Consider the following 26759-nt stretch of genomic DNA (forward strand, 5'->3'; position numbering starts at 1 on the left):
TAAAGGATTATGTCGTCTCATTACGAAGCACCCATTAGAAAACCTTTAGTAGTAGGAAGTAAATCTTACCACGACGTAACGGTAGATGTTGCTAAACCTGTAGAAGGTAGAGCTAACAAACAATGGTGGACAGTATTTTTAATTGCATTAGCCGCTTTCCTATGGGGATTAGGTTGTATGATTTATACTGTTTCCACTGGAATTGGAACATGGGGATTAAATAAAACAGTAGGTTGGGCTTGGGATATCACCAATTTCGTTTGGTGGGTTGGTATTGGTCACGCTGGAACTCTTATCTCTGCCGTATTATTATTATTCCGTCAAAAATGGAGAATGGCTATTAACCGTTCTGCAGAAGCTATGACGATTTTCTCAGTAATGCAAGCAGGTTTATTCCCAATTATTCACATGGGTCGTCCATGGTTAGGATACTGGGTATTGCCAATTCCAAATCAATTCGGATCATTATGGGTTAACTTTAACTCTCCATTATTATGGGACGTATTCGCAATTTCTACGTATTTATCAGTTTCATTAGTTTTCTGGTGGACTGGATTATTACCTGACTTTGCAATGTTACGTGATAGAGCTGTAACTCCTTTTACAAAAAGAATTTATTCAACATTATCTTTTGGATGGTCGGGTAGAGCTAAAGATTGGCAACGTTTTGAAGAGGTTTCTCTTGTATTAGCTGGTTTAGCAACCCCTCTTGTACTTTCAGTACACACAATTGTATCATTTGACTTTGCTACTTCTGTAATTCCAGGATGGCATACAACAATCTTACCTCCTTACTTCGTAGCAGGTGCAATTTTCTCAGGATTCGCAATGGTAAATACATTACTTATCATCATGAGAAAAGTTTCTAACTTAGAAGATTATATTACAATTCAACATATTGAATTAATGAACATCGTAATCATGATTACAGGTTCTATTGTTGGTATTGCATATATTACTGAGTTATTCGTAGCTTGGTACTCTGGTGTAGAATACGAACAATATGCGTTCTTAAACAGAGCAACAGGTCCTTACTGGTGGTCATATTGGTTGATGATGACTTGTAACGTAATTTCTCCACAAGTTATGTGGTCTAAGAAAATTAGAACAAACATCATGGCGTCTTTCATCATATCTATTGTAGTAAACGTAGGAATGTGGTTTGAGCGTTTTGTAATTATCGTAACTTCATTACATAGAGATTATTTACCATCTTCATGGACAATGTTCCAACCAACTTTTGTTGATGCTGGTATTTACATAGGAACAATCGGATTCTTCTTTGTATTATTCTTATTGTATTCTAGAAGTTTCCCTGTAATTGCTCAAGCAGAGGTTAAGACTATCTTAAAATCATCTGGAGATAATTATAAGGCAGAGAGAGAAAAACACGGTCATAATCATTCAGATAATCATTAATATTATGAGTAATAAAGTAATACACGCTATATATAATGATGATGATGTTTTAATGGATGCTGTAAAACAAACAAGAGCAGCTCATCATCATATTGAAGAAATTTATACACCTTTTCCAGTTCACGGATTGGACAAAGCAATGGGGTTAGCGCCAACAAGAATTGCAATTTGTGCATTCATCTACGGATTAGTTGGTCTTTCAATTTATACGGCTTTGATGAATTATATAATGATTAATGATTGGCCACAAGATATTGGAGGAAAACCAAGTTTCAGCTACATTGATAATATGCCTGCATTCGTGCCTATTATGTTTGAAGGTACTGTTTTCTTTGCTGCTCACTTAATGGTAATCACTTTTTATATGAGAAGTAAATTATGGCCATTCAAAAAAGCTGAAAATCCAGATGTAAGAACTACAGATGACCATTTCTTAATGGAAGTTGGTGTTCATGGAAACGAAGAAGAATTAGTTTCTTTCTTTACAAGTACTGGAGCTGTTGAAGTTAAAGTTGTAGAAAAGCATTAATAGATAGTTATGAAAAGTTTATATAAAATAGTAGCAGTAGTAGGATTGTCTTTTATGGCAACTTCATGTTTCGATAAAGCAAAGCCTAACTATCAGTTTTTTCCTAACATGTATGAGGCAGTTTCATATGAAACGTATTCTGAACATGATGTGTTTAAAGGTGGTGTTGAGGCACAATTACCTGCTCCAGGTAGTGTGAAAAGAGGATTTGTACCATATGAAATTCCAAATACACCAGAAGGTTATGCTTTAGCAAAAGCGTCATTACAATCTCCTTTAGATTCAGTTGCTATAAATCCTGAAAAAGGTAAAGAATTGTTCAATATTTACTGTGCAATTTGTCATGGTGAAAAAGGTGACGGTAAAGGAAATTTAGTATTGAAAGAAAAATTCCTTGGAGTTCCAAGTTATAAAGATAGAGAAATTACAGAAGGAAGTGTTTTTCACGTAATTACTTATGGATTAAATTCTATGGGTTCTCATGCTAATCAACTTTCTCAAGAAGAAAGATGGCAAGTAACCGATTACGTTTTAAAACTTAAATCTGGATTATAATATTAATACTTTTTGAAAATAATAGATATGTACACGTTTTCAAGTAAATTAAAAACTTTTTCATTAATCCTAATGGTTTTAGGTGCAATTGGTATTGGAATTGGTTTCATGGCCTCTCCTAAAACAATTGAGGATGTAGAAAAAATATTAGCTGCAGATAGTCATCATGGTCACGAGGCTTCTCACTCTGAAAAAGTAGCTCCTCATGCTGCAGAAGTTCACAATACTGAAGCTCATGTTGTAAGTGATTCAGTAAAAGCTGATGATACTCATGCTGTAGATTCAACACATACAGAAGCACATGCTGTAGCTGATTCAACTAATCATGCTGATGTTGCTGCACCTGCTGTAGCTGATGCTCATGGTAATAATCATGAAGAACATGCTAATGCAGATGTTCATTCTCATGATGATCACAAAGCACATTTAGAACACGTTCTTCACCAATTAAAAAATAAACCTTGGGCTGCTTTATATGTAGCTTGTATATTTTTCATGTTAATCTCTGTAGGAGTTTTAGCATTCTATGCTATCCAATATGCTGCTCAAGCAGGTTGGTCTCCAATTTTATTTAGAGTTATGGAAGGTATCACAGCTTACTTATTACCAGGTTCTATTATTTTCTTTATTTTGTTAGTTGCTGCTGGTTTACATTTTAATCATTTATTTGTATGGATGGATCCAGAAGTTTTAGACAAAACAAGTGTAAAATATGATAAACTTATTGATTTAAAATCAGGTTATTTAAATGTACCTTTCTTCTTAGGTAGAGCTGCATTCTTTTTAATTGTTTGGAATTTATATCGTTTTTTCTCTAGAAAAAATTCATTAGCACAAGATGAAGCTTCAGATAACACGTTCTACAAGAAAAATTTTAAAATGGCTGCTGCCTTCTTAGTATTCTTTATAGTATCTGAATCTATCATGTCTTGGGACTGGGTAATGTCAGTTGATCCTCACTGGTACAGTACATTATTTGGGTGGTATGTTTTTGCAAGTTTCTTTGTAAGTGGTATTACTGTAATTGCTATGGTAACATTATACTTAAAATCAAAAGGATATTTAGAACACGTGAATACTAGTCATATCCATGACTTAGCTAAATTTATGTTTGGTATCAGTATTTTCTGGACTTATTTATGGTTCTCTCAATTTATGTTGATTTGGTATTCAAATATTCCAGAAGAGGTTACTTATTTTGTAACTCGTATAGAACACTATAAATTACCATTCTTCGGAATGTTAGCAATGAACTTTATCTTCCCATTATTGATCTTAATCAATACAGATTTCAAACGTTTGACTTGGATTGTTGTAATGGCAGGTATTGTAATTTTATGTGGTCATTATATTGATTTCTTCAATATGATTATGCCTGCTACAGTTGGTGATCAATGGTTTATTGGTATTCCTGAAATCGGAGCTTTATTGTTCTTCTTAGGTTTATTCATTTTCGTTGTATTCAATGCTTTAACTAAGGCTCCATTAGTTCCAAAAGGAAATCCTTTAATTGAGGAAAGTAAACATTTTCATTATTAATAGTTAAAAAGAAATAAAAATGACAAGTTTCTTGGTATTTATAATTTTAGTTCTAGTAGGTATCGCTGTATGGCAATTGACTAAAATTTTTGATTTAACCCAAATTGGCGGTTCTTCTTCTAGTGACGAAATTGCTAATGATAAAGATAATAGTGTAAATGGTTATTTAATGTTTGCCTTTGTAGGTTTCATTTATGTATTTACAATCTATTCATTATATGCTTGGGGTGATTTAGTATTAGGTACTCCAGCTTCAGAACATGGTCCAGATTATGATAATTTAATGTTCATTTCTTTGGCAATCATTTTCTTTGTTCAAACTATTACTCAGTTCTTATTACATTACTTTGCTTTCAAATATAGAGGTAAAGAAGGTCAAAAAGCACTTTATTTTGCTGATAACAATAAATTAGAAGCAGTTTGGACAATTATCCCAGTTATTGTTTTAGCAGGTTTAATTATGTATGGTTTATTCACTTGGAATAACATTATGTTTGTTGATGAAGAAGATAAACAAGATGCAATTGTGATTGAATTATATGCGAAACAATTTGGTTGGGAAGCTCGTTATGCTGGAGATGATAAAACATTAGGTAAAGCTAACGTTAGATTAATTGAAGGTATTAATACTTTAGGTGTTGATTTAGCTGATCCAGCTGCTCAAGATGATAAAGTGGTTACAGAATTACATTTACCAGTTGGTAAAAAAGTAATTTTCAAAATGCGTTCTCAAGACGTTCTACACTCAGCTTATATGCCACATTTTAGAGCGCAAATGAACTGTGTTCCGGGAATGGTTACTCAATTTTCATTCACTCCAACTGTTACTACAGCAGATATGAGATCTGATGCTGCTATTATGGCAAAAGTGGATAAAATCAATAAAATTCGTACTGAGAACAGTAAAAAAATTGTTGCTGAAGGTGGAACAGCATTAGATCCTTACACTTTTGATTACTTATTGTTATGTAATAAAATTTGTGGAGCTTCTCATTACAACATGCAAATGAAAATCGTTGTGGATACTCCAGAAGATTTCAAAGCATGGTTAGCTGAAAAACCAACATTAGCTCAACAATGGAAAGATGCTAACGCACCTGCTTCAGTAGAAGTAGCTGCACCAGTTGTAGCTGTAGATTCATCTAAAGTTGTAGCTCAAGTTATTAAATAAGTTATTTTTATATCACATATAATAGAATTAGTATGTCACACGAACACGGTCATCATAAAGAAACTTTCATTACTAAATACATCTTTAGTCTTGATCACAAAATGATAGCAAAGCAATACCTAATTTCAGGGTTATTGATGGGTATTGTTGGAGTTGTTTTATCTTTATTCTTCCGTATGCAAATTGCATGGCCTGAAGAATCTTTCGAAATTTTCAAAGTATTCTTAGGAGATAATTTTGCACCTGATGGTGTAATGCGAAATGATATTTATCTTGCATTGGTAACTATCCACGGAACAATAATGGTATTCTTTGTACTTACAGCTGGATTAAGTGGTACATTTAGTAACTTGTTAATTCCATTACAAATTGGAGCACGTGATATGGCTTCAGGATTCATGAACATGCTTTCTTTTTGGTTGTTCTTCGTTTCTTGTGTTATCATGATTTGTTCTTTATTTGTTGAATCAGGACCAGCATCTGCAGGTTGGACAATTTATCCTCCTTTAAGTGCTTTACCTCAAGCTATTCCTGGATCTGGTTTAGGAATGACTTTATGGTTATCTTCTATGGCAATTTTCATTGCATCTTCATTAATGGGGTCTTTGAATTATGTTGTAACTGTAATCAACTTAAGAACTAAGGGGATGACAATGACAAGATTGCCTTTAACAGTTTGGGCTTTCTTCGTAACAGCTATTATTGGTATCGTTTCATTCCCAGTATTATTTTCTGCGGCATTATTATTAATTTTCGATAGAAGTTTTGGAACATCATTCTTCTTATCAGATATCTTCATTCAAGGTGAAGTTTTACATTACCAAGGTGGTTCTCCAGTATTGTTTGAACACTTATTTTGGTTCTTAGGTCACCCTGAAGTTTACATTGTATTATTACCTGCTTTAGGTATTACTTCTGAAATTATTGCTACAAACTCTAGAAAACCAATCTTCGGTTACCGTGCCATGATTGCTTCTATCTTAGCAATTGCTTTCTTATCAACAATTGTATGGGGTCACCACATGTTCGTATCAGGTATGAATCCTTTCTTAGGTTCTGTATTTACCTTTACAACACTATTAATTGCAATTCCATCTGCAGTAAAAGCATTTAACTATATTACTACACTTTGGAAAGGTAACTTACAGTTAAACCCTGCAATGTTATTCTCTATCGGATTGGTTTCTACTTTCATTACAGGAGGTTTAACAGGAATTATTCTTGGAGATTCAACTTTAGATATTAACGTTCACGATACTTATTTCGTAGTAGCTCACTTCCATTTAGTAATGGGTATCTCTGCACTTTACGGATTCTTTGCTGGTGTTTACCACTGGTTCCCTAAAATGTTTGGTAGAATGATGAATAAAAACTTAGGTTATGTTCACTTCTGGGTAACGGCTATCTGTGCTTACGGAGTTTTCTTTCCAATGCACTTTATTGGAATGGCTGGTTTACCAAGACGTTATTATACAAATTCAGCTTTCCCATTATTTGACGAATTAGCTGATGTTAACGTGTTAATTACTATGTTTGCTATTGTAGGAGCAGCATTCCAAATTGTATTTTTCTGGAACTTCTTCTATAGTATTTTCTACGGAAAGAAAGCAACTCAAAACCCTTGGAAATCGAATACTTTAGAATGGACTACTCCAGTTGAGCACATTCACGGTAACTGGCCAGGTGAAATTCCTGAAGTACACAGATGGCCATATGATTATAGTAAACCAGGTCATGATGAAGATTTTGTTCCTCAGGTTACACCAATGAAAGACGGTGAAGAACAATTACATCATTAAGATTTTAAAATAGTATAAAAACCTCTCTTTTTGAGAGGTTTTTTATTTTATAACTTTACTATCTTTGTTATATGAATGATAATTTGAATCCCAATAAAGAATCGTATTCTCCGCAAGATATTGATATCGAAAAAGCGTTACGACCTCTAAGTTTTGATGACTTTACAGGACAAGATCAAGTTTTAGAAAATTTGACTGTTTTTGTTCAAGCTGCAAATTTGCGTAAAGAAGCATTAGATCACACGTTGTTTCATGGACCTCCTGGTTTAGGAAAAACAACTTTGGCAAATATTTTAGCAAATGAATTAGGAGTAGGAATTAAAATCACTTCAGGCCCCGTTTTAGATAAGCCTGGTGATTTAGCTGGATTATTAACGAATCTTGAAGAACGTGACGTTCTCTTTATTGACGAAATCCATCGTTTAAGTCCAATTGTTGAAGAATATTTGTATTCGGCAATGGAAGATTTCAAGATTGATATCATGATAGAATCTGGGCCTAATGCTAGAACCGTTCAAATCAATTTGAATCCGTTTACTTTAGTTGGAGCAACAACTCGTTCGGGATTATTAACTGCGCCTATGCGTGCTCGTTTTGGAATTCAAAGTCGTTTACAATATTACAATACCGAACTATTAACTACCATTGTGCAAAGAAGTGCTTCTATTTTAAAAATGCCAATTACAATGGAAGCTGCAATTGAAATTGCTGGAAGAAGTAGAGGAACACCTCGTATTGCTAATGCTTTATTGCGTCGTGTGAGAGATTTTGCTCAAATTAAAGGAAATGGTAAAATTGATATCGAAATAGCAAGATTTGCATTGAAAGCATTAAATGTTGATGCTCATGGATTGGATGAGATGGATAATAAAATTTTATCTACAATTATCGATAAATTCAAAGGAGGTCCAGTTGGATTGACCACACTGGCAACAGCTGTTTCCGAAAGTGGCGAAACCATTGAAGAAGTATACGAACCATTTTTGATTCAAGAAGGTTTTATAATTAGAACCCCACGAGGAAGAGAAGTAACCGAAAAAGCGTACAAGCATTTAGGGAAAATTAAAAACAATATTCAAGGAGGACTTTTTTAAGAGCTGGAAGATGGAAGCTTGAAGTTGGAAGTTTTATTTCGTTTTAAAAGATATTTTTATGAGTTTTAAGTTTGAAAAATTAATTATTTGGCAAAATGCAATGAGTTTTGGTGAAGACATTTTCAAAATTTCTCAAAACTTTCCTAAAAGTGAAATATATAATTTGACTTCCCAAATCAATCGTGCGGTTGATTCGATAGCTTTAAATATTTCTGAAGGTTCAATTGAGCAAAGTAATCCTGAGTTTAGAAGGTTTTTAGGATATGCAATTCGCTCTTTAGCAGAAGTTGTGACTTGTTTGCACAAAGCAAAAAGGAGAGCATATATTAGTGAAGTAGATTTTGATAAATTTTATCAGGATTCATATAATTTGATGAATATGATGATTGCTTTTAGAAATAAATTATCGTAGTATGTCTTCCAACTTCCGGCTTCCATCTTCCAACTATTCAAAGATTATAAAATCCGAATCCAAAAGACTCGGCTTTTTGTCTTGCGGTATTTCAAGAGCTGGTTTTTTGGAAGAAGAAGCGCCTCGTTTAGAAATTTGGCTCAACAATCAAATGCACGGTGAAATGAGCTATATGGAAAATCATTTTGACAAACGTTTGAATCCAGCACTTTTGGTGGATGGAGCAAAAAGTGTGATTTCGTTATTGTTGAATTATTATCCTTCCGAACATCAAAATAAGGATTCCTATAAGATTTCAAAATACGCCTACGGACAAGATTATCATCATGTTATAAAAGGAAAATTAAAAGAATTATTACTTTTCATACAGACTGAAATTGGAGAAGTGTCAGGAAGAGCTTTTGTGGATTCAGCACCGGTTTTAGATAAAGCTTGGGCAGCAAAAAGTGGCTTAGGTTGGGTAGGAAAAAATAGCAATCTCATCACCCAAAAAGTGGGTTCGTTTTATTTCATAGCCGAATTAATTGTCGATTTGGAATTAGAATACGACACACCAACAACCGATCATTGCGGAACTTGTACCGCTTGTTTAGACGCTTGTCCTACGGAAGCTATAGTAGCGCCTTATGTGGTTGATGGAAGCAAATGTATTTCTTATTTTACTATTGAATTGAAAGATAATTTACCTCAAGAAATGAAAGGTAAATTTGATGATTGGATGTTTGGTTGCGATGTTTGCCAAGATGTTTGTCCTTGGAACCGATTTTCAAAACCACATAATGAACCACTTTTTAATACAAACTCGGAGATTTTAAATTTCTCAAAATCAGATTGGGAAGAAATTACTCTTGATACTTTTCAGAAAGTATTTAAAAATTCAGCTGTAAAACGAACCAAATATGAAGGTTTACTTCGTAATATCAATTTTTTAAAGAATAAAGGGTAATAATTCATAACAAAAAATAGTTTCCAAAAGAAAACTTTGATGTAGTTTTGAGCGTTATTAAAAAGGAAAATATAAAATTATGGCTTCAGGATTTTTTGCAATATTAGACGATATAGCGGCATTGATGGACGATGTGGCAATGACTAGTAAACTGGCAACCAAAAAAACAGCTGGAATTTTAGGTGATGACTTAGCAGTTAATGCCGAAAAAGCTACAGGGTTTTTAGCTTCAAGAGAAATTCCGGTGTTGTGGGCAATTACAAAAGGTTCATTTATCAATAAATTGATTATTCTTCCAGTTGTTTTTGTTTTGAATTGGTTGTATCCGCCAGCCATTAAAGCGGCTTTAATTATTGGAGGGTTTTATTTAGCCTACGAAGGAGTTGAAAAAATTATTGAATACTTTTTTCATCGCGCTAAAAAAAGCGAAGATGTAATTATTGAAAGTAAATTAGAAGAAGATGACGAAAATTCAGAAAAAGCAAAAGTAAGTTCAGCAATTAAAACGGATTTTATTTTATCTCTTGAAATTGTCATTATCGCTCTAGGAACGGCAATGGAAAAACAACATGATCTTATTGCCCAAATCATAAGTGTTAGTATTGTAGCTGTTTTAGCTACTATTGGAGTTTACGGAATCGTAGCTTTAATTGTAAGAATGGATGACGCTGGATTTTATTTGATGCGAAAAGGTAACGATAAAGGATTTTTATCTTCTTTTGGTGGGGTTTTAATTAAAGCGCTACCATTAGTCATTAAGTTTCTTGCTGTAGTTGGAACTATCGCACTTCTTTTAGTTTCGGGAGGAATTTTTATTCATAATATCGAATATATACATCATTTAATTCCACAAAGTATTCCATCAACAATAGCTGAATTTGGCGTTGGAATTGCTTTTGGATTTATAGCTGTTTTATTGATGACAGTTTTTAAAAAGGTGAAGGGTTTGGTTAAAAAATAGAATGCGTTATCGATGATTTCTAATGCGTTAAATATGGAAATGAAAAAATCATGACAAAAAAACATTTTAATTACAGTGTATTTATTTTAGTTTTAATTTGGATTCTTTATATTATTTATAAAGGAGAAAATTATGATAATGAAATTAAAAAATTTGGTATTTCTACAATTGGTAAAGTAACTAATCTAAAAGGCGCGTCAAAAAGACCTGGAATAGATTATAGATTTAATGTCAGTGGTAAAAAGGTTTTTTCAGATTCTCCTGTAAGTATTAATTCAATAAAAGAAGGTGAATTTTATAAAGTAGTTTATTCTTCTAAAAACCCAGAAATATGTAGAATTTACCTTGATGAGAAAATTACAGACACAGCATTAATACTAAAAGCAGGTTTTTCAAGAGAAGATATTGCAAATATGTCAAATGAGTAATGATTTAAACGAGTTTAAAACTATTCAGAAATTTAAGTTTAAAAGTAAATACTAAGAATTGTTAGCAAAAATTTACAGAATTAATATTGTTGATATAAAATTCAAAAATCCCTTTTTTATTAGTAAGAAAAGAAAGCCTTAAGTTATATATTGCCTAAAAACAGTGTCTTTCTTTTAAGTGTTGTGCATTTTTGAGGATTAATTTTTAGGGTTAAACTTACTGTTTTAACTAAAATATTTTTTCAAAAGAATGCTAAAATAATTTCTCATTTTATGCGCATACTACTATATTTGTAAGTTAGTAAAATAAAAAACCATGCATAAAGATAGTAAACGTAGAGAAGCCTTATTATATCACGCAAAACCAACACCCGGAAAAATTCAGGTAGTACCTACCAAAAAATATGCAACACAAAGAGATTTAGCTTTAGCCTATTCTCCAGGAGTAGCAGAACCTTGTTTAGAAATTGAAAAAGACGTTAATAACGTTTATAAATATACCGCAAAAGGAAATTTAGTAGATGTAATCTCAAACGGAACCGCTGTTTTAGGTTTAGGAGATATTGGTCCAGAAGCTTCAAAACCGGTAATGGAAGGAAAAGGTTTGTTGTTCAAAATCTTCGCTGATATCGATGTATTTGATATCGAAGTGGGAACAAAAGACATCGAAGAATTCATTGCTACAGTAAAAAATATTGCTCCAACTTTCGGAGGAATTAACCTAGAAGACATCAAAGCACCAGAATCTTTCGAAATTGAAAGACGATTGGTAGAAGAGTTGAATATTCCAGTTATGCACGATGACCAACACGGAACTGCTATCATTTCATCAGCCGCTTTATTGAATGCAGTAGAGTTAGCAGGAAAGAAAATGGATGAAGTGAAAATGGTTATTTCTGGGGCGGGTTCGGCTGCTATTGCTTGTGCTAATTTATATGTTTCTTTTGGTGTGAAACCTGAAAATGTTGTGATGTTCAATAGTAAAGGAGCATTACGAAAAGACGATCCAAGAGTTACCGATATGCAACGCCGATACGCAACCGATAAGCATTATGACGATTTAGCCCATGCTATGAAAGGTGCTGATGTATTTATCGGATTGTCTTCTGGAGATATCGTTACGCCTGAAATGTTATTGTCTATGGCAGATAATCCAATTGTTTTTGCAATGGCAAATCCTACGCCTGAAATCAATTATAATTTAGCTATTGATACGCGTAAAGATATCATTATGGCAACAGGTCGTTCTGATCATCCTAACCAAGTGAATAATGTATTAGGTTTCCCATTTATTTTTAGAGGGGCTCTAGATGTTAGAGCTACGAAAATTAATGAGGAAATGAAAAAAGCTGCTGTTATCGCATTAGCAGAATTAGCTAAAGAATCGGTTCCGGAGCAAGTAAATATTGCGTATGGCGAAACTAAATTAACGTTTGGTCGCGATTATATTATTCCAAAACCTTTTGATCCAAGGTTAATTGCAGCAGTTCCTCCAGCCGTAGCCAAAGCTGCTATGGATTCAGGTGTAGCAACGGCTCCAATTACCGATTGGGATAAATACAAAGATGAATTGTTAGAACGAATGGGTTCTGATAATAAAATGATTCGTTTGTTGACCAATAGAGCAAGAACCAATCCAAAACGTATTATTTTCGCTGAAGCTGATCAAATTGATGTGTTAAAAGCAGCCCAAATTGTTCATGAAGAAGGTATTGGTTTCCCAATTTTATTAGGAAATAAAGAAATAATTTTAGAATTAAAAGAAGAAATAGGATTTGATGCTGATGTTCAAATTTTTGACCCAAAAACAAAAGAGTCAGAAGCAAAAAGATTAGAATATGCACATCATTTTTGGGAAACTAGAAAGCGAAAAGGAGTTACGTTATATGAAGCAGAAAAATGGATGCGAGAGCGTAATTATTTTGGTTTAATGATGGTAAATACAGGTGAAGCAGATGCTATGGTTACAGGGCATTCAAGAAGTTATCCTTCAACGATTAAACCTGTAATGCAATTAATTGATAAAGCCCCTGGTGTTTCAAAAATTGCTACAACCAATATGATGATGACCTCAAGAGGTCCTATTTTCTTATCAGATACTGCGATAAATCCAAATCCATCTGCTGATGATTTAGCTAGAATTGCATTAATGACAGCTAAAACGGTTAGAATGTTTGGTATTGAACCTGTAATTGCAATGGTTTCGTATTCTAATTTTGGTTCTTCTCATAATGAAGGAGCTACAAAAATTAGTCAGGCAGTTGCTTATCTTCACGAAAATTTCCCAGATTTAATTGTGGATGGAGAAATTCAAACGGATTTTGCTTTAAATCCTGAATTATTAAAAAGTAAGTTTCCATTCTCTAAATTGGTTAATAAAAAAGTAAATACATTAATTTTTCCTAACTTAGATTCGGCAAACATTACCTATAAATTATTGAAAGAATTAAACAAGTCAGAATCTATTGGACCAATTATTTTAGGTTTAGATAAGCCAGTTCACGTATTTCAATTAGGTGCAAGTGTAGAAGAAATGGTAAACATGGCTGCAGTAGCAGTTGTTGATGCACAAGAAAAAAGTAGAAAGCAAAACAAATAAGTTAAAGTAATATGATAGCTCACATTCAAGGAAGATTAGTTGAAAAAACACCAACAGAAGTTGTAATTGACTGTAATGGTGTGGGATATCATATTAATATCTCGTTGCATACTTTTTCATTAATTCCAGATGCTGAGAATTTGAAATTATATACATTTCTTCAAGTAAAAGAGGATTCGCATAGTTTATTTGGATTTGTAGAAAAACAAGAAAGAGAACTATTTAAATTGTTACTATCGGTTTCTGGTGTTGGAGCAAGTACAGCAAGAACCATGTTGTCATCATTAGCACCAGCCCAAATCATACAAGCTATAGCATCAAATGATGTGGCTACTATTCAATCAATGAAAGGTATTGGGGCAAAAACTGCTCAGCGAATCATCCTTGATTTAAAAGAAAAAGTGTTAAAAGTGTATAATTTGGATGAAGTTTCTGTACTTGAAAGCAATACAAATAAAGATGAAGCGTTATCTGCATTAGAAGTTTTAGGTTTTGCCAGAAAAACAGCTGAAAAGGTAATCGATAAAATTATAAGAGATATCCCAAATGCCTCTGTAGAAAACTTAATAAAACAAGCTTTAAAAAATTTATAAATCTTGAAAAATTTAATTATAAAAACAATTAATAAATTACAATACAGTCTTGCATTATTATGTATGTTTTTTTCATTTTCACTACAAGCACAAGTAGATGAAGAAGAAAAAGATTCTGTTAAAACAGGTGTAGATTTAGGGAAACTTTCTATGCCTAATCCACAATCTATTGTTGATAAATACACTTACGATCCTGTTTCTAATCGTTATATTTATACAAGTTCGGTAGATGGGTTTAATATTAATTATCCCATGATTTTAACACCAAAACAATATGAAGAACTTGTTTTGCGTGAACAAATGCGTAAGTATTATCAAGAGAAATCAGCTGCAATTGATGGAAAAAAATCAGGGTCTGAAGCTGCAAAAAAAGATTTGTTACCAAGATATTATGTAAATTCTAAGTTTTTTGAAAGTATTTTTGGAAGTAACACGATTGATGTAAAACCTACAGGTTCTGTTGAATTAGATTTAGGAGTGCGTTTTACCAAACAAGATAACCCATCGTTTTCTCCAAGAAACAGAAGAACAACTAGCTTTGATTTTGATCAGCGAATTAGTGTTGGTCTTCAAGGAAAAGTGGGTACAAGATTGAATGTAAATGTAAATTATGATACCCAATCAACATTTGCCTTTCAGAATTTAATTAAATTAGAATATACACCAACAGAAGACGATATTATTAAAAAAATTGAGGTGGGAAATGTTAGTTTTCCATTATCAAATTCTTTAGTAAGAGGAGCTCAAAGTTTGTTTGGGGTAAAAGCCCAATTGCAATTTGGGAAAACAACATTTACAGGAGTTTTTTCTGAGCAAAAATCTCAAACAAAATCGGTTACAGCTCAAGGAGGTGGAACACTACAAGATTTTGAATTGTTTGCTTTAGATTATGATGCAGATCGCCATTATTTCCTTTCTCAATATTTTAGAAATAATTACGATAAAGCATTAGAAACTTTTCCACTGATTAACTCACGTGTTCAAATTAATAGAATTGAAGTTTGGATTACAAACAAGCAAAATAGAGTAAATACTACCGAAAATAATCTTAGAAATATTGTAGCACTTCAAGATTTAGGTGAAGCGCCACTTACTACAGTATTACCACAAGAAACGGTTCATATCGATTTAGTAGCTAACCCTACTTTTTACAATGCGCCAGCAAACTCACCTTCTGACAATTCCAATAATAAATATGATCCAAATGCCATTGGAAGTAACTTTTTGAATAGTGCAATTCGTGATGTATCTTTAGCTTCTAATGGATTTAATATTGTGGGTGGTGCATCTGAAGGAGTAGATTTTGCAAAATTAGAAAATGCAAGAAAGTTAACCCCTTCTGAATATACTTTTCATCCTCAATTGGGATATATTTCATTAAATCAAAGACTAGCTAATGATGAAGTATTAGCGGTTGCTTATCAATATACAATTGGTGGTGATGTGTATCAAGTTGGTGAATTTGGTACTGATGGTGTTGACGCAACAAATGTGGGTGGGACAGGAGTTCCAAATTCTCAAGCATTGGTTTTAAAATTATTAAAAAGTAACTTAACTATTGATAAATACCAGGTTTCAGGTGTTGATTATACCATGCCAACTTGGAATTTGATGATGAAAAACATTTACCAAATTCCGGGAGGTTATCAATTGCAACAAGAAGATTTTAAATTAAATATTCTTTACACAGATCCTTCTCCTTTAAATTACATTACGCAATCAGGTATTGATGCATTGCCTTCTGATGTAGAGCAAACTCCTTTACTAAAAGTATTTAATTTAGATAAGTTAAATTATACAAACGACCCTCAAGAAGGAGGTGATGGATTCTTTGATTTTTATCCTGGTCTAACTGTGGATACACAAAGAGGAAAAATTATTTTTACTACTGTTGAGCCATTTGGAAAACATTTATTTGAAAAGTTAGACGTACCAGCACTAGCTGAAAATTATGATGATCCGTTAACCTACAATAGTAACCAAGCTAAATATGTTTTCAGAAGTTTGTATAAAACTACTCAAGCTGCTGCTTTACAAGAAAGTGCTAAGAATAAATTCCAATTAAAAGGTCGCTTTAAATCTATGGGTGGAGACGGAATTTCTATTGGTGCATTCAATGTACCTCAAGGTTCTGTTGTAGTTACTGCTGGAGGTAGAGTTTTGGTAGAAGGTGTAGATTATACCGTTAATTACCAAATGGGTAAAGTACAAATTTTAGATCCATCACTACAAGCTTCAAATACACCAATTGAAGTTTCTGTTGAAAATAACTCCGTTTTCGGACAACAAACTAGAAGATTTTGGGGTTTAAATGTGGAACATAAATTCAATGATAAATTTTTAATGGGTGCTACGATTTTAAATATGTCAGAGCGACCATTTACTACCAAATCAAATTATGGTCAAGAGTCGGTTAATAATACCATTTTTGGTTTCAATACCAATTATTCAACTGAAATTCCATTTTTAACTCGATTAGTAAATAAATTACCAAATATTGATACAGACGTTCCTTCAAATCTTTCTTTTAGAGGTGAGATAGCTTATTTAAAACCAGGCGCTTCTAAAGCTGATCAGTTTAATGGCGAAGCAACTACATATATTGACGATTTTGAAGGTTCTCAAACGACGATTGATATGCGTTCGCCTCAAGCATGGACATTGTCAAGTGTACCTTTAGAAGGTGATTATGATGGTGTAGCTACTACTGCAGAACCAAGTACTGACGATTTATCCGTGGGATATAAAAGAAGTAAATTAGCTTGGTATTCTATAGATCCTGTTTTTTATACGCAAACACCTTCTGGAGTTGATGAGAATGATTTGTCATTCAATACAACTCGTCGTGTTTTTAGTCGCGAATTGTATCCAGTAACCGATATTGCTCAAGGGCAGTCAACGGTTATTAATACCTTAGATTTAACGTATTTTCCAAAAGACAGAGGACCATATAATTTTAATCCTTCTTTAGCAGCAACAAATCAATTTTCAGACTTAGAAGCTCCTGATACTTGGGCGGGAATTATGCGTTCTATTAATTCGACTAATTTTGAGCAATCAAATGTAGAATACATTCAGTTTTGGGTAATGGATCCATATTATGGAAATGCTGGAGACAAAGCTGACCCAACAAATACAGGTAAATTAGTATTCAATTTAGGTGAAATTTCGGAAGATATTTTAAGAGATGGTAGAAAATTATATGAAAATGGACTACCAGAAACCGATGCAACTCAACCCGTTGTTAGTACAGCTTGGGGGCAAGTGCCAGCTTCTCAATCTTTAATTTATGCTTTTGATACAAATGAAGCTAATCGAAATGTTCAAGATGCTGGTTTTGATGGTTTAACCGATTTAGGGGAGGCTTCAAAGTATCCTGATTTTGCATCTTATCCTGACCCGGCAGCAGATAATTATCAATTTTATTTGCAAAATTCAGGGGATATCATTACTCGTTATAGAAATTACAATGGTTTTGAAGGAAATTCGCCTGTAAATGTAACTAATGATAATAGAGGTAATACAACTTTCCCTGATGTAGAAGATGTAAATCGTGATAATACGATGAACACAATTAATGCTTATTTTAAGTTTGAAGTTCCATTAATTGCTTATGGTGATAGTGATGCCGATGTTCCAGTAGGTCAAAATTATATTGCCGATTTTAGAACGGATAATAATGTGGATTTGCCTAATGGTTCAGTTGGAAAAGTAAGATGGATTTTATTTAAAATACCAATTTTAGAAATTACAGATGCTAATAAAGTAGGTCCTATTTCTGATTTTCGTTCTATTCGTTTCATGAGAATGTACATGAGCGGATTTAAAGAGGCGATCACACTTCGTTTTGGAGCTCTGGATTTAGTTAGAGGAGAATGGAGAAGATATACAGGTAATTTTGACGAGTTAGATCCAGATCCAGATGATGAAAATACAGGTTTTGATGTTGTAGCTTTAAATATTCAGGAAAATGGTCAAAGAAGTCCAATAAATTATGTAACGCCTCCGGGAGTAGTTAGAGAACAATTGTATAACAACAACACAATTATCAATCAAAATGAACAATCGCTTTCATTAAGAGTATATGATAAATTAGGAGGAACTACTAATGGATTAGAAAATGATGATGCTAGAGCCGTTTTTAAAAATGTAAATGTCGACATGCGTCAGTTTAAAAAACTAAGAATGTTTTTACATGCTGAAGCAGTCCAAAATGGAGATTTACAAGACGACGAGTTAATCGCTTTCATTCGTTTTGGTAACGATTTTACAGATAACTTTTATCAGGTGGAAATTCCATTAAAAGTTACATCATTTGGTGCTTCATCGCCTGACGATATTTGGCCAAGTGAAAATGAAATTGAAATTTCTTTAGACCTATTAACCAAGTTAAAAATATTAGCTCTTCAAAGTGACCCTTCTATTTCAATTGATCTAAATGGAATAGGTTTTATTGAAGAAGAGGCTATAGGTTCTTCAAATAACAGATTGACTCTTGGAATTAAAGGTAATCCAAACTTTGGATTAGTGAGAACTTTAATGATTGGTATTAAGAATAAATCAGGCAGTACAAAAAGAGGAGAAGTTTGGTTTAATGAACTTCGTATGTCTGATATGGATAATAAAGGAGGTTATGCTGCAGTAGCTAATTTAGATACGAATTTAGCTGATTTTGCTAATGTATCGGCTACAACTAGAGTGGGTACTATTGGTTTTGGTGCACTAGAGCAAGGTCCAAATGAAAGAAGTAGAGAAGATGTCTTTCAATATGATATTGTTACGAATGTTAATTTAGGTAAGTTACTACCAAAAAAATGGGGAATTAATTTACCTTTTAATTATGCGGTTGGAGAAGAAACGATTACTCCAAAATATGATCCTTTTTATCAAGATATTGAGTTAAATCAATTGTTAGATATTACTTCAGATCCTATTCAAAGATCTAATATTGAAGAAAGAGCAATTGATTATACTAAGAGAACAAGTTTCAATTTAATTGGGGTTAAAAAAGAAAAAAATCCAGAAAAGAAAACCCATTTTTATGATGTTGAAAATTTAACTTTATCCTATTCGTTAAATGAAACAGAACATCATGATTATGAAATTGAAAATTTAATTGATAAACAAAATCGAACTACAGTTGATTATGCTTATACGTTTAAGCCTAAGACTGTTGAACCATTTAAAAATACAAAAGCTTTCAAAAAGAGTGGATATTATAAAATGTTAAGCGATTTGAATTTCAATTATTTACCAAGTAATATTTCATTTAGTTCAAACATCATACGTCAATTTAATAGACAAAGATTCAGATTAGTTGATGTACAAGGAATTGGTTTAGGAGATTTGTATAGAAGAAATTATTTTTTCAATTATACTTATGGATTTAATTATAACATTACAAAATCACTACGATTGAATTATACGGCTTCATCTAATAATATTGTTCGTAATTATTTAGATGAAAATAATTTACCAATAGATGGATTGGATATTTGGGATGATTATTGGAATGTAGGAGAATCTAATCAACATAACCAACAATTAGTAGTTAATTATGATTTACCTATAAATAAGATTCCATTATTTAGTTTTGTAAAATCAACTTATTCCTATACGGGAGATTATAATTGGCAACGTTCTTCTGATGCTTTTTCATCAGTAACAGGAGCCGATGGTAATGTTTATGCCTTAGGGAATACCATTCAAAATGCCAATTCACATAAGTTAAATACAACTTTGAACATGGATTTGTTTTATAAGTACATTGGTTTAACTAAGACAAAGCGAAATAAAAAAGTAACTACAAATACTAAAGATAAAAATAATGCTCCAAAACCTGGGCAACAAATTAAAGCGCCTAAAGGAAATGTTACCCAAGAGCGTGGTGTGTTTATGAGCGGGTTAATTGGAGTGATAACGAGTGTTAAAAACATCCAAATTAATTATACTGAAAATAACGGAACAGTGTTGCCAGGTTATTTACCAGGTCTAGGATTTTTTGGGTCTTCAAAACCAACTTTAGGGTTTGTATTTGGTAGTCAATCCGATGTGCGTTATGAAGCAGCAAGAAACGGATGGTTAACAACTTTCCCAGAATTCAATCAGAATTTTACCCAAATTCAAAATAAGAAATTGAATGTAACAGCACAAATGGAAGTGTTCCCTGATTTTAAAATAGATCTTACGGCAGATAGAACTTATGCTTATAATTTCTCAGAACAGTTTGATGTAACAGCAGGTCAATATAATTCAAGAGCACCTTATGATTTTGGTAATTTTAATATTTCAACAATATTAATATCTACAGCATTTACTCAAAGCGATGTCAATTTTTCTAAAACATTCCAAGAATTTAGAGACAATCGAATAATAATAGCAGATAGATTAGCAGAGCGCTACTATGGAAATAGTTCATTCTTAAGGGATGCTGAAGGATATCCTTTAGGTTACGGAAAGAACAGTCAGCAAGTTTTATTACCGGCATTTTTAGCTGCTTATTCAGGTCAAAGTGCTGATAAAGTTTCAACTGGAGTATTTCGAAATGTGCCTTTACCAAACTGGACTATTAAATACACAGGTTTAATGCGTTATAAATGGTTTAAGGATAATTTTAAAAGATTTTCAATTCAACACGGATATAGAGCAAGTTATAATGTAAATGCATTTCGTTCTAATTTAAATTCGGCACCTCTTGATGCAAATGGTAACTTCTTTGCATCAAAAATTATTTCAAATGTAAATCTTGCAGAACAATTTAATCCGCTTGTAAAAGTTGAGTTTGAAATGAAGAACTCCATAAAAGTATTAGCTGAACTTAAAAAGGACAGAACGTTGAATATGAGTTTTGATAATAACTTGCTTACAGAAGTTAGTGGAAACGAATATATAATTGGTTTAGGATATAGAATTAAAGATGTAACCATTAATTCTTCATTAGCAGACAATGCAGCAGGAATTATTAAAAGTGATATCAATATTAAAGCAGATTTTTCACTAAGAAAAAACAATACAATTGTGCGTTATTTGGATTATGATAACAATCAATTAGGAGGAGGGCAAGATTTATGGTCAGTACGATTAACAGCAGATTATTCTTTTAGTAAAAATTTAACTGCTATTTTCTTTTATGATCATCAGTTTTCTCAAGCAGTAATTTCAACTTCTTTTCCAACAACTAATATTAGAGGCGGATTTACATTGCGATATAATTTTGGTAATTAATTTATTAAATCCTAATAAAATAACCTCTAGCATAAAAAGTTAGAGGTTATTTTTTTTCACAAAAAATAACAAAAACCTTTTTCTCATTTCAATAAATACAATTACATTTGTACGTCAAAAAATTATAACAAATGAATATACCAGCTAATTTAAAATACACTAAAGATCACGAATGGGTATCTGTTGAAGGAGATATTGCAATTGTAGGAATTACAGATTTTGCTCAAAAAGAATTGGGAGATATTGTTTATGTTGAAGTAGAAACACTTGATCAAACATTAAGTAAAGACGAGGTTTTTGGAACAGTTGAAGCTGTTAAAACCGTTTCTGATTTGTTTTTACCATTATCTGGTGAAATTATTGAATTTAATGATTCTTTAGAATCTGATCCTGAAAAAGTAAATACGGATCCTTATGGAGATGGTTGGATGGTAAAAGTAAAATTTACAGACGCATCTGAAATAGAAACGCTTTTGTCAAGTGAAGATTATAAAGCACTTATCGGAGCGTAATTATTTATATCTTGCTGTAATTTGGGCTGTTTTAATTGCAGTTTTAAGTTTAGTAAGCTTAAATTCTATATCAAAAGAAATAAATATATCAAGTAACGATAAGTTTTTTCATTTTGTTTTTTATGCCATTTTAACTGTATTGTTGCTTTTATATAAAAGAAAAACAAAATATAATTTGTTAATTATTCTTTTTGTAATCATATATGGCATAATTATTGAGATATTACAAGCGTTATTAACAACAAACAGAGAGGCTGATATTTATGATGCAATTGCTAATTCTTTAGGAGCAATTACAGGTTTAGTCCTTTTGCGAATTGTTAAAAATAAAAAAAACAATAAAAATTTTTAAAACATTTCTAATATTAATTATATTAGCATCTCAAAACTAAAATTATGGAAATAAAGAAAAATCCTAATGTTGACCCTAAAAGAAATAGTTCTTTATATTTTTTAATAGGTCTTACGTCAGTGTTATTTATGACTTACTTGGGTATTGAACTTAAATCAGAAGATCCAAGAGTAGTGGTTGAAAAATTAGACATTACAGATAATTTTGTTCAAGATGAAGAGGCAATTTTAACTATGCCTCCAGTTCAAAAATTACCACCACCACCACCACCGGCACCTGAGGTTATTCAAATTGTAGATAATAAACAAGTTATTGAAGATAAAAAAATTGAAACTACTGAGGTAGATGAAAATAAACCAGTAGTTGTTAATAATGCCGCACAATATGGTGATGAAGGTGGTACTGCAGAGGAAATTGATGAAGAAGTACCATTTGCTGTAATTGAAGATGTTCCTGTTTTTCCTGGTTGTGAAAAAGTTGAAAAAACTAAGCGATTAGATTGTTTTATGGAACAAATGGCTAAACATATTAAAAAGAATCAGCAATATCCAGAAAGAGCACAAGAAGATGGTATTCAAGGAAGAGTTTCTGTCTTGTTTGTAATTGATAAAGATGGTAGTATTACTAATGTTCAAGTAAGAGGTCCTAAAGGTGGTGAGCTTTTAGAGAAAGAAGCTAAACGTGTAATTGAAAAATTACCAAAGTTTAAACCTGGTATGCAAAGAGGTAAACCTGTTAAAGTTAAATACAGTCAGCCAATAACCTTTAGATTACAATAATATCAATCCCAACTTTAAAGTTGGGATTTTTTTTGGCATATAAATTGTATAGGTTAATTAACATACTGTTAACTATTAATCTATATAATTATGAAAGCTAATGTTGAATTTCCGAAAAGAACTAAAAATAGTTTTATCTATTTTCAAGTGGGTTTAATTGCTACTATGTTTATTGTACTTTTAGTGCTAGAGTTTAATTTTAAAAATGTATCAAAACCAATTGATGGTATTGCTTCAAGTGATATTTTTAATGAGCCTACCTATTACTATAATCCAGCACCTCAAACAAAAAAAGTGGAAATTGCTAAACCAGTGGCAACAAAAGTTGTTAAAGTTACTCATGAATTTGAAGCAACAAAAGAAGAACCAATGAAGAATGAAGTGGAATTAGCAGTAGAAAATCAAGATAATTCTAATGAAAATCAAAATAATGCTACTACGCTTTCTACAGAAATTCCTAAAGAAGTTGAAGGAGGAGAAAAAATAGCAGAGCCTACAGTTTTTTCCGTAGAAGAATTGCCAATGTTTCCTGCTTGTAAAGGATTAAGTAGAGCAGAACAAAAAGCTTGTTTTGATGAACAACTTGCCAAAGCTATTGTTAAACATTTAGTCTATCCTGAAGAAGATTTAGAAGATGGAAAACAAGGAGTAGCTCAAGTGGAGTTTGTTATAGATGAAAACGGTATGATTTCTAACGTTGTTGCATTAAATAATAAAAGAGCCTCTTTTGAAATGCAAAAAGCAGCAGAAAAGGCAGTAAGAAAATTGCCTAAATTAATACCGGCTAAGCAAGGTAAAAAGGCAGTAAGAATAAAATATTCGGTTCCAGTTGTGTTTAAAATTCGATAATAAAATAATATTGTGATAAAAAGTCCCATTTCGATGGGATTTTTTTATTTTTACACTTTGAAATTCTTTGTAAAATGAACATAAAGCAATATTTAGATTCTACCTATCTTAAAACAGCGGCTCAGGCTAATATCACTGAAGAAGAGAATACTGAAGTGGTAAAAAAATGCATTCAAGAAGCTATTGATTACGATTTTAAACTAATCATGATACGCCCTGATAAAGTTGCTTTGGCAAAAAAAATGATTCAAGAATCTAATTCTAAAGTAACCATTGGAACTGTAATTGATTTTCCTCTAGGTGATGGAACTTTAGATGATAAGTTGCGTGAGGCAAATGAAGCTATTATCAATGGTGTTGATGATTTAGATTATGTTGTAAACTATGAAGCTTTTAAAAGAGGTGAATTAGATATTGTGAAAGAACAAGTATTACAAGGAACAAAATTAGGCTTAGAAAACAATAAAATTGTAAAATGGATTATTGAAGTTGCAGCTCTTGATAATCATCAAATTGTACAATTATCGGCATTAATAAAAAATATTGTAATTGCTAATTTTAGTGAAAAAGAATACGAAAAAGTATTTGTGAAGTCCTCTACAGGATTTTACAATACTCCAGAAGGAGTTCCAAACGGAGCAACTGTCCCAACAATAAAATTAATGTTAGAAAATTCATGTCCATTACCAGTAAAAGCTGCTGGTGGAGTGCGTACTTACGAAGAAGCTGTTGAAATGATTCAATTAGGTGTTAAGCGTATTGGTACTTCTGCTGCTAAAGCCATTGCAAATGGAGAAATTTCAAACAGTGATTATTAAATAGAAATTGAATGAAAAAAATATATTATTTTATTATTTTACTTTTTAGTATTGTATCCGCTGCTCAAACAGCAACTAATGAACAATTTCCTTTGTTTCCGGAATGTGAAAATTTTGTAGGAAAGCAACAAGAAACTTGTTTTCATAACACTATTCAAGATTATTTTTATTCCAATTTTAAAGTGCCTAAAGAGCTTATAGATCAAAACTACAAAGGAGTGGTTATTACTGTTTTTGAAGTTGATACTATTGGTAATTTTAAAGTTTTATATACAGAAGCTGCACATGAATCATTAAAGAATGAGTCAAATCGTGTTTTTGGTTCGTTACCTAAAATTAAACCAGCAACTTTTGGAGGAAGTCCAATATATTCTAAGTATTCAATAAAAATTAATATTCCTTTGATTCCTTCTAAGAGTGAATTAGAAGAACAAGAAGCAAAGCTTGCCAAAACAAATTCTAAATTAATTGATAACAAAAAGGAATTGTCTGAATATGATGAAATTAAAATAAAACCTTTCGAAAATCCTCAATTTAAAAGTTCTGGAATTGTTCAGTTTTCACATCAAAATTACGGAGTTTTTGAAGCTTTGTTGAATCAAGTAGGAAGTAATAACCATACAGCATCTAAGCCATATTCTTATGATGAAGTAGCAAAATATTATGATTTTGAAACTGCAAATCAATCATTTACAAAACAAAAATCTTCTTGGTGGGGAAGAAAATTATGGAATGAGAATTTAGTAGCTATTCAAGGAGATAATTATTGGTTCACATTAAATCCTATTTTTGATTTCAGAGTAGGTAAAGATACAGAAAGTCAAGCTTCAAGTACTTTCGTTAATACTAGAGGAGTTATAGTAAATGGGGGATTAGGATCGCAATTAACATTTACCACTTCAATTTATGAAAGTCAAGGTCGTTTTGCGGATTACTATAATGCTTATGCGGTTAGTATTCGTCCTTCTGGAGGTAATCCTGCAATTATTCCAGGAATTGGAATTGCAAAACAATTTAAAGAAGATGCCTTTGATTTTCCATTGGCGGAAGCTAATATTAAATATAAGCCAAATCAATTTATCGATCTTCAATTAGGTTATGGAAGAAATTTTTTAGGTGATGGTTATCGTTCGTTATTGCAAAGTGACGGAACTAGTCCGTATCCTTTTTTTAAAATCAATACCACTTTTTGGAAAATAAAATATACCAATACTTACATGTGGTTGAAAGACGTAAGAGATGAGGCAACCATTGATGGAACCTATGGAACTAAATATATGGCAAGTCATTATTTAAGTTTAAATGTAACCAAAAGATGGAATTTAGGTTTCTTTGAAAATGTAGTTTGGACTGATACAAACCAACGTGGTTTTGATTTCAACTTTGTAAATCCATTAATATTTTATAGAACCGTTGAATTTGGATCTTCATCTAAAACCGGAAATGCATTATTAGGTTTAGCTTCTAAATATAAGTGGAACAATAGTGTAAATTTCTATGGGCAGTTTTTAATTGATGAATTTGCTATTGGAGATGTAAAAGCTAGTAATCAAAGTTGGAGAAATAAATTTGCATATCAAATTGGAGCAAAATATTACGATGCTTTTAAAGTGAAAAATTTATTACTTCAAGTTGAGTATAATCAAGTGCGTCCTTATGTATATTCACATAGTAATCCGATTACGAATTACGGTCATAACAATCAAAGTATGGGACATATATGGGGTGCAAATTTCAGAGAATTCATCGCAATTGCTCGTTATTATAAAGGAAGATATTTTGCAGATGCGAAGTTGATTTACGGCCAACGTGGATTTGATTTTAACAACGGAACCGATAATTTTAATTATGGTGGAAATATTTATTTAGATTACGATGAAAATCGCCCATACGACACCGGAGTTTCAATTGCACAAGGAAATAAAACAACTGTTATGATTGCTGATTTGCAAGTGGGTTATTTAGTAAATCCAGCTTATAATCTAAAGGTTTTTGGAAATGTACTATTTAGAAATTTCGACCCTACAGCTGAAACAGCTACAACTATTAAATCAAATACAACTTGGTTTTCAATTGGGCTAAGAAGCGATTTATTTAACTGGTATTTTGATTATTAGTAGAATTAACGAATTTTCTAAATTCTAAATTCTAAATTCTAAATTTCATATCGTATCTTTGCA

General features: G+C 32.1%; 20 protein-coding genes. All 20 read left to right on the plus strand.

Annotated elements, in window-relative coordinates:
- Positions 1-9: 9 nt before the first annotated feature.
- Positions 10-1419, plus strand: a complete 1410-nt coding sequence (gene nrfD, locus LOS86_RS01980; protein WP_231842989.1) for an NrfD/PsrC family molybdoenzyme membrane anchor subunit — start codon at positions 10-12, stop codon at positions 1417-1419.
- Between the two features lie 4 nt (positions 1420-1423).
- Entirely contained in the window at positions 1424-1948 is a 525-nt protein-coding gene (locus LOS86_RS01985) for a DUF3341 domain-containing protein (RefSeq protein ID WP_231842990.1), read from the plus strand.
- Between the two features lie 9 nt (positions 1949-1957).
- Positions 1958-2503, plus strand: a complete 546-nt coding sequence (locus LOS86_RS01990) for a c-type cytochrome (RefSeq protein WP_231842991.1) — start codon at positions 1958-1960, stop codon at positions 2501-2503.
- Between the two features lie 27 nt (positions 2504-2530).
- On the plus strand, positions 2531-4042 hold the full coding sequence (locus LOS86_RS01995; protein ID WP_231842992.1) for a quinol:cytochrome C oxidoreductase: 1512 nt from the start codon (positions 2531-2533) through the stop codon (positions 4040-4042).
- A 19-nt stretch (positions 4043-4061) separates the two neighbouring features.
- A complete protein-coding gene (locus LOS86_RS02000) occupies positions 4062-5213 on the plus strand; it encodes a cytochrome c oxidase subunit II (RefSeq protein WP_231842993.1) in 1152 nt (383 codons plus the stop codon).
- A 32-nt stretch (positions 5214-5245) separates the two neighbouring features.
- Complete coding sequence (locus tag LOS86_RS02005) at positions 5246-7012, plus strand: cytochrome c oxidase subunit I (RefSeq protein WP_231842994.1); 1767 nt, start codon at positions 5246-5248, stop codon at positions 7010-7012.
- A gap of 71 nt (positions 7013-7083) precedes the next feature.
- On the plus strand, positions 7084-8106 hold the full coding sequence (gene ruvB / locus LOS86_RS02010) for a Holliday junction branch migration DNA helicase RuvB (RefSeq protein WP_231842995.1): 1023 nt from the start codon (positions 7084-7086) through the stop codon (positions 8104-8106).
- Positions 8107-8164: 58 nt separating this feature from the next.
- The gene (locus LOS86_RS02015) at positions 8165-8518 is read left to right on the plus strand and encodes a four helix bundle protein (RefSeq protein ID WP_153207430.1); all 354 of its coding nucleotides are present in this window, start codon (positions 8165-8167) and stop codon (positions 8516-8518) included.
- A gap of 1 nt (position 8519) precedes the next feature.
- Positions 8520-9464 (plus strand): tRNA epoxyqueuosine(34) reductase QueG, encoded by a 945-nt coding sequence (gene queG, locus LOS86_RS02020; RefSeq protein ID WP_231842996.1) that lies wholly within the window; start codon positions 8520-8522, stop codon positions 9462-9464.
- Positions 9465-9543: 79 nt separating this feature from the next.
- The gene (locus LOS86_RS02025; RefSeq protein ID WP_231842997.1) at positions 9544-10425 is read left to right on the plus strand and encodes a DUF808 domain-containing protein; all 882 of its coding nucleotides are present in this window, start codon (positions 9544-9546) and stop codon (positions 10423-10425) included.
- A gap of 50 nt (positions 10426-10475) precedes the next feature.
- Complete coding sequence (locus tag LOS86_RS02030; protein WP_231842998.1) at positions 10476-10853, plus strand: hypothetical protein; 378 nt, start codon at positions 10476-10478, stop codon at positions 10851-10853.
- A gap of 316 nt (positions 10854-11169) precedes the next feature.
- Complete coding sequence (locus tag LOS86_RS02035; RefSeq protein ID WP_231842999.1) at positions 11170-13452, plus strand: NADP-dependent malic enzyme; 2283 nt, start codon at positions 11170-11172, stop codon at positions 13450-13452.
- An 11-nt stretch (positions 13453-13463) separates the two neighbouring features.
- Positions 13464-14045 (plus strand): Holliday junction branch migration protein RuvA, encoded by a 582-nt coding sequence (gene ruvA / locus LOS86_RS02040; protein WP_231843000.1) that lies wholly within the window; start codon positions 13464-13466, stop codon positions 14043-14045.
- A 63-nt stretch (positions 14046-14108) separates the two neighbouring features.
- The gene (gene sov, locus LOS86_RS02045; protein WP_231843897.1) at positions 14109-21269 is read left to right on the plus strand and encodes a T9SS outer membrane translocon Sov/SprA; all 7161 of its coding nucleotides are present in this window, start codon (positions 14109-14111) and stop codon (positions 21267-21269) included.
- A gap of 131 nt (positions 21270-21400) precedes the next feature.
- The gene (gene gcvH, locus LOS86_RS02050) at positions 21401-21781 is read left to right on the plus strand and encodes a glycine cleavage system protein GcvH (RefSeq protein ID WP_231843001.1); all 381 of its coding nucleotides are present in this window, start codon (positions 21401-21403) and stop codon (positions 21779-21781) included.
- On the plus strand, positions 21750-22133 hold the full coding sequence (locus LOS86_RS02055) for a VanZ family protein (RefSeq protein WP_231843002.1): 384 nt from the start codon (positions 21750-21752) through the stop codon (positions 22131-22133). Before gcvH ends, LOS86_RS02055 begins: the two co-directional genes overlap by 32 nt.
- Before the next feature lie 44 nt (positions 22134-22177).
- The gene (locus LOS86_RS02060; RefSeq protein WP_231843003.1) at positions 22178-22912 is read left to right on the plus strand and encodes an energy transducer TonB; all 735 of its coding nucleotides are present in this window, start codon (positions 22178-22180) and stop codon (positions 22910-22912) included.
- A gap of 90 nt (positions 22913-23002) precedes the next feature.
- Positions 23003-23761: an energy transducer TonB gene (locus tag LOS86_RS02065; RefSeq protein WP_231843004.1), complete on the plus strand. Its 759-nt coding sequence runs from the start codon at positions 23003-23005 to the stop codon at positions 23759-23761.
- 74 nt (positions 23762-23835) lie between these two features.
- A complete protein-coding gene (gene deoC, locus LOS86_RS02070; RefSeq protein WP_231843005.1) occupies positions 23836-24579 on the plus strand; it encodes a deoxyribose-phosphate aldolase in 744 nt (247 codons plus the stop codon).
- A gap of 11 nt (positions 24580-24590) precedes the next feature.
- Positions 24591-26696 (plus strand): gliding motility outer membrane protein RemB, encoded by a 2106-nt coding sequence (remB, locus tag LOS86_RS02075; RefSeq protein WP_231843006.1) that lies wholly within the window; start codon positions 24591-24593, stop codon positions 26694-26696.
- The last annotated feature ends 63 nt before the right edge of the window (positions 26697-26759 follow it).

It is taken from the genome of Flavobacterium cyclinae (assembly GCF_021172145.1).
GTDB lineage: Bacteria > Bacteroidota > Bacteroidia > Flavobacteriales > Flavobacteriaceae > Flavobacterium > Flavobacterium cyclinae.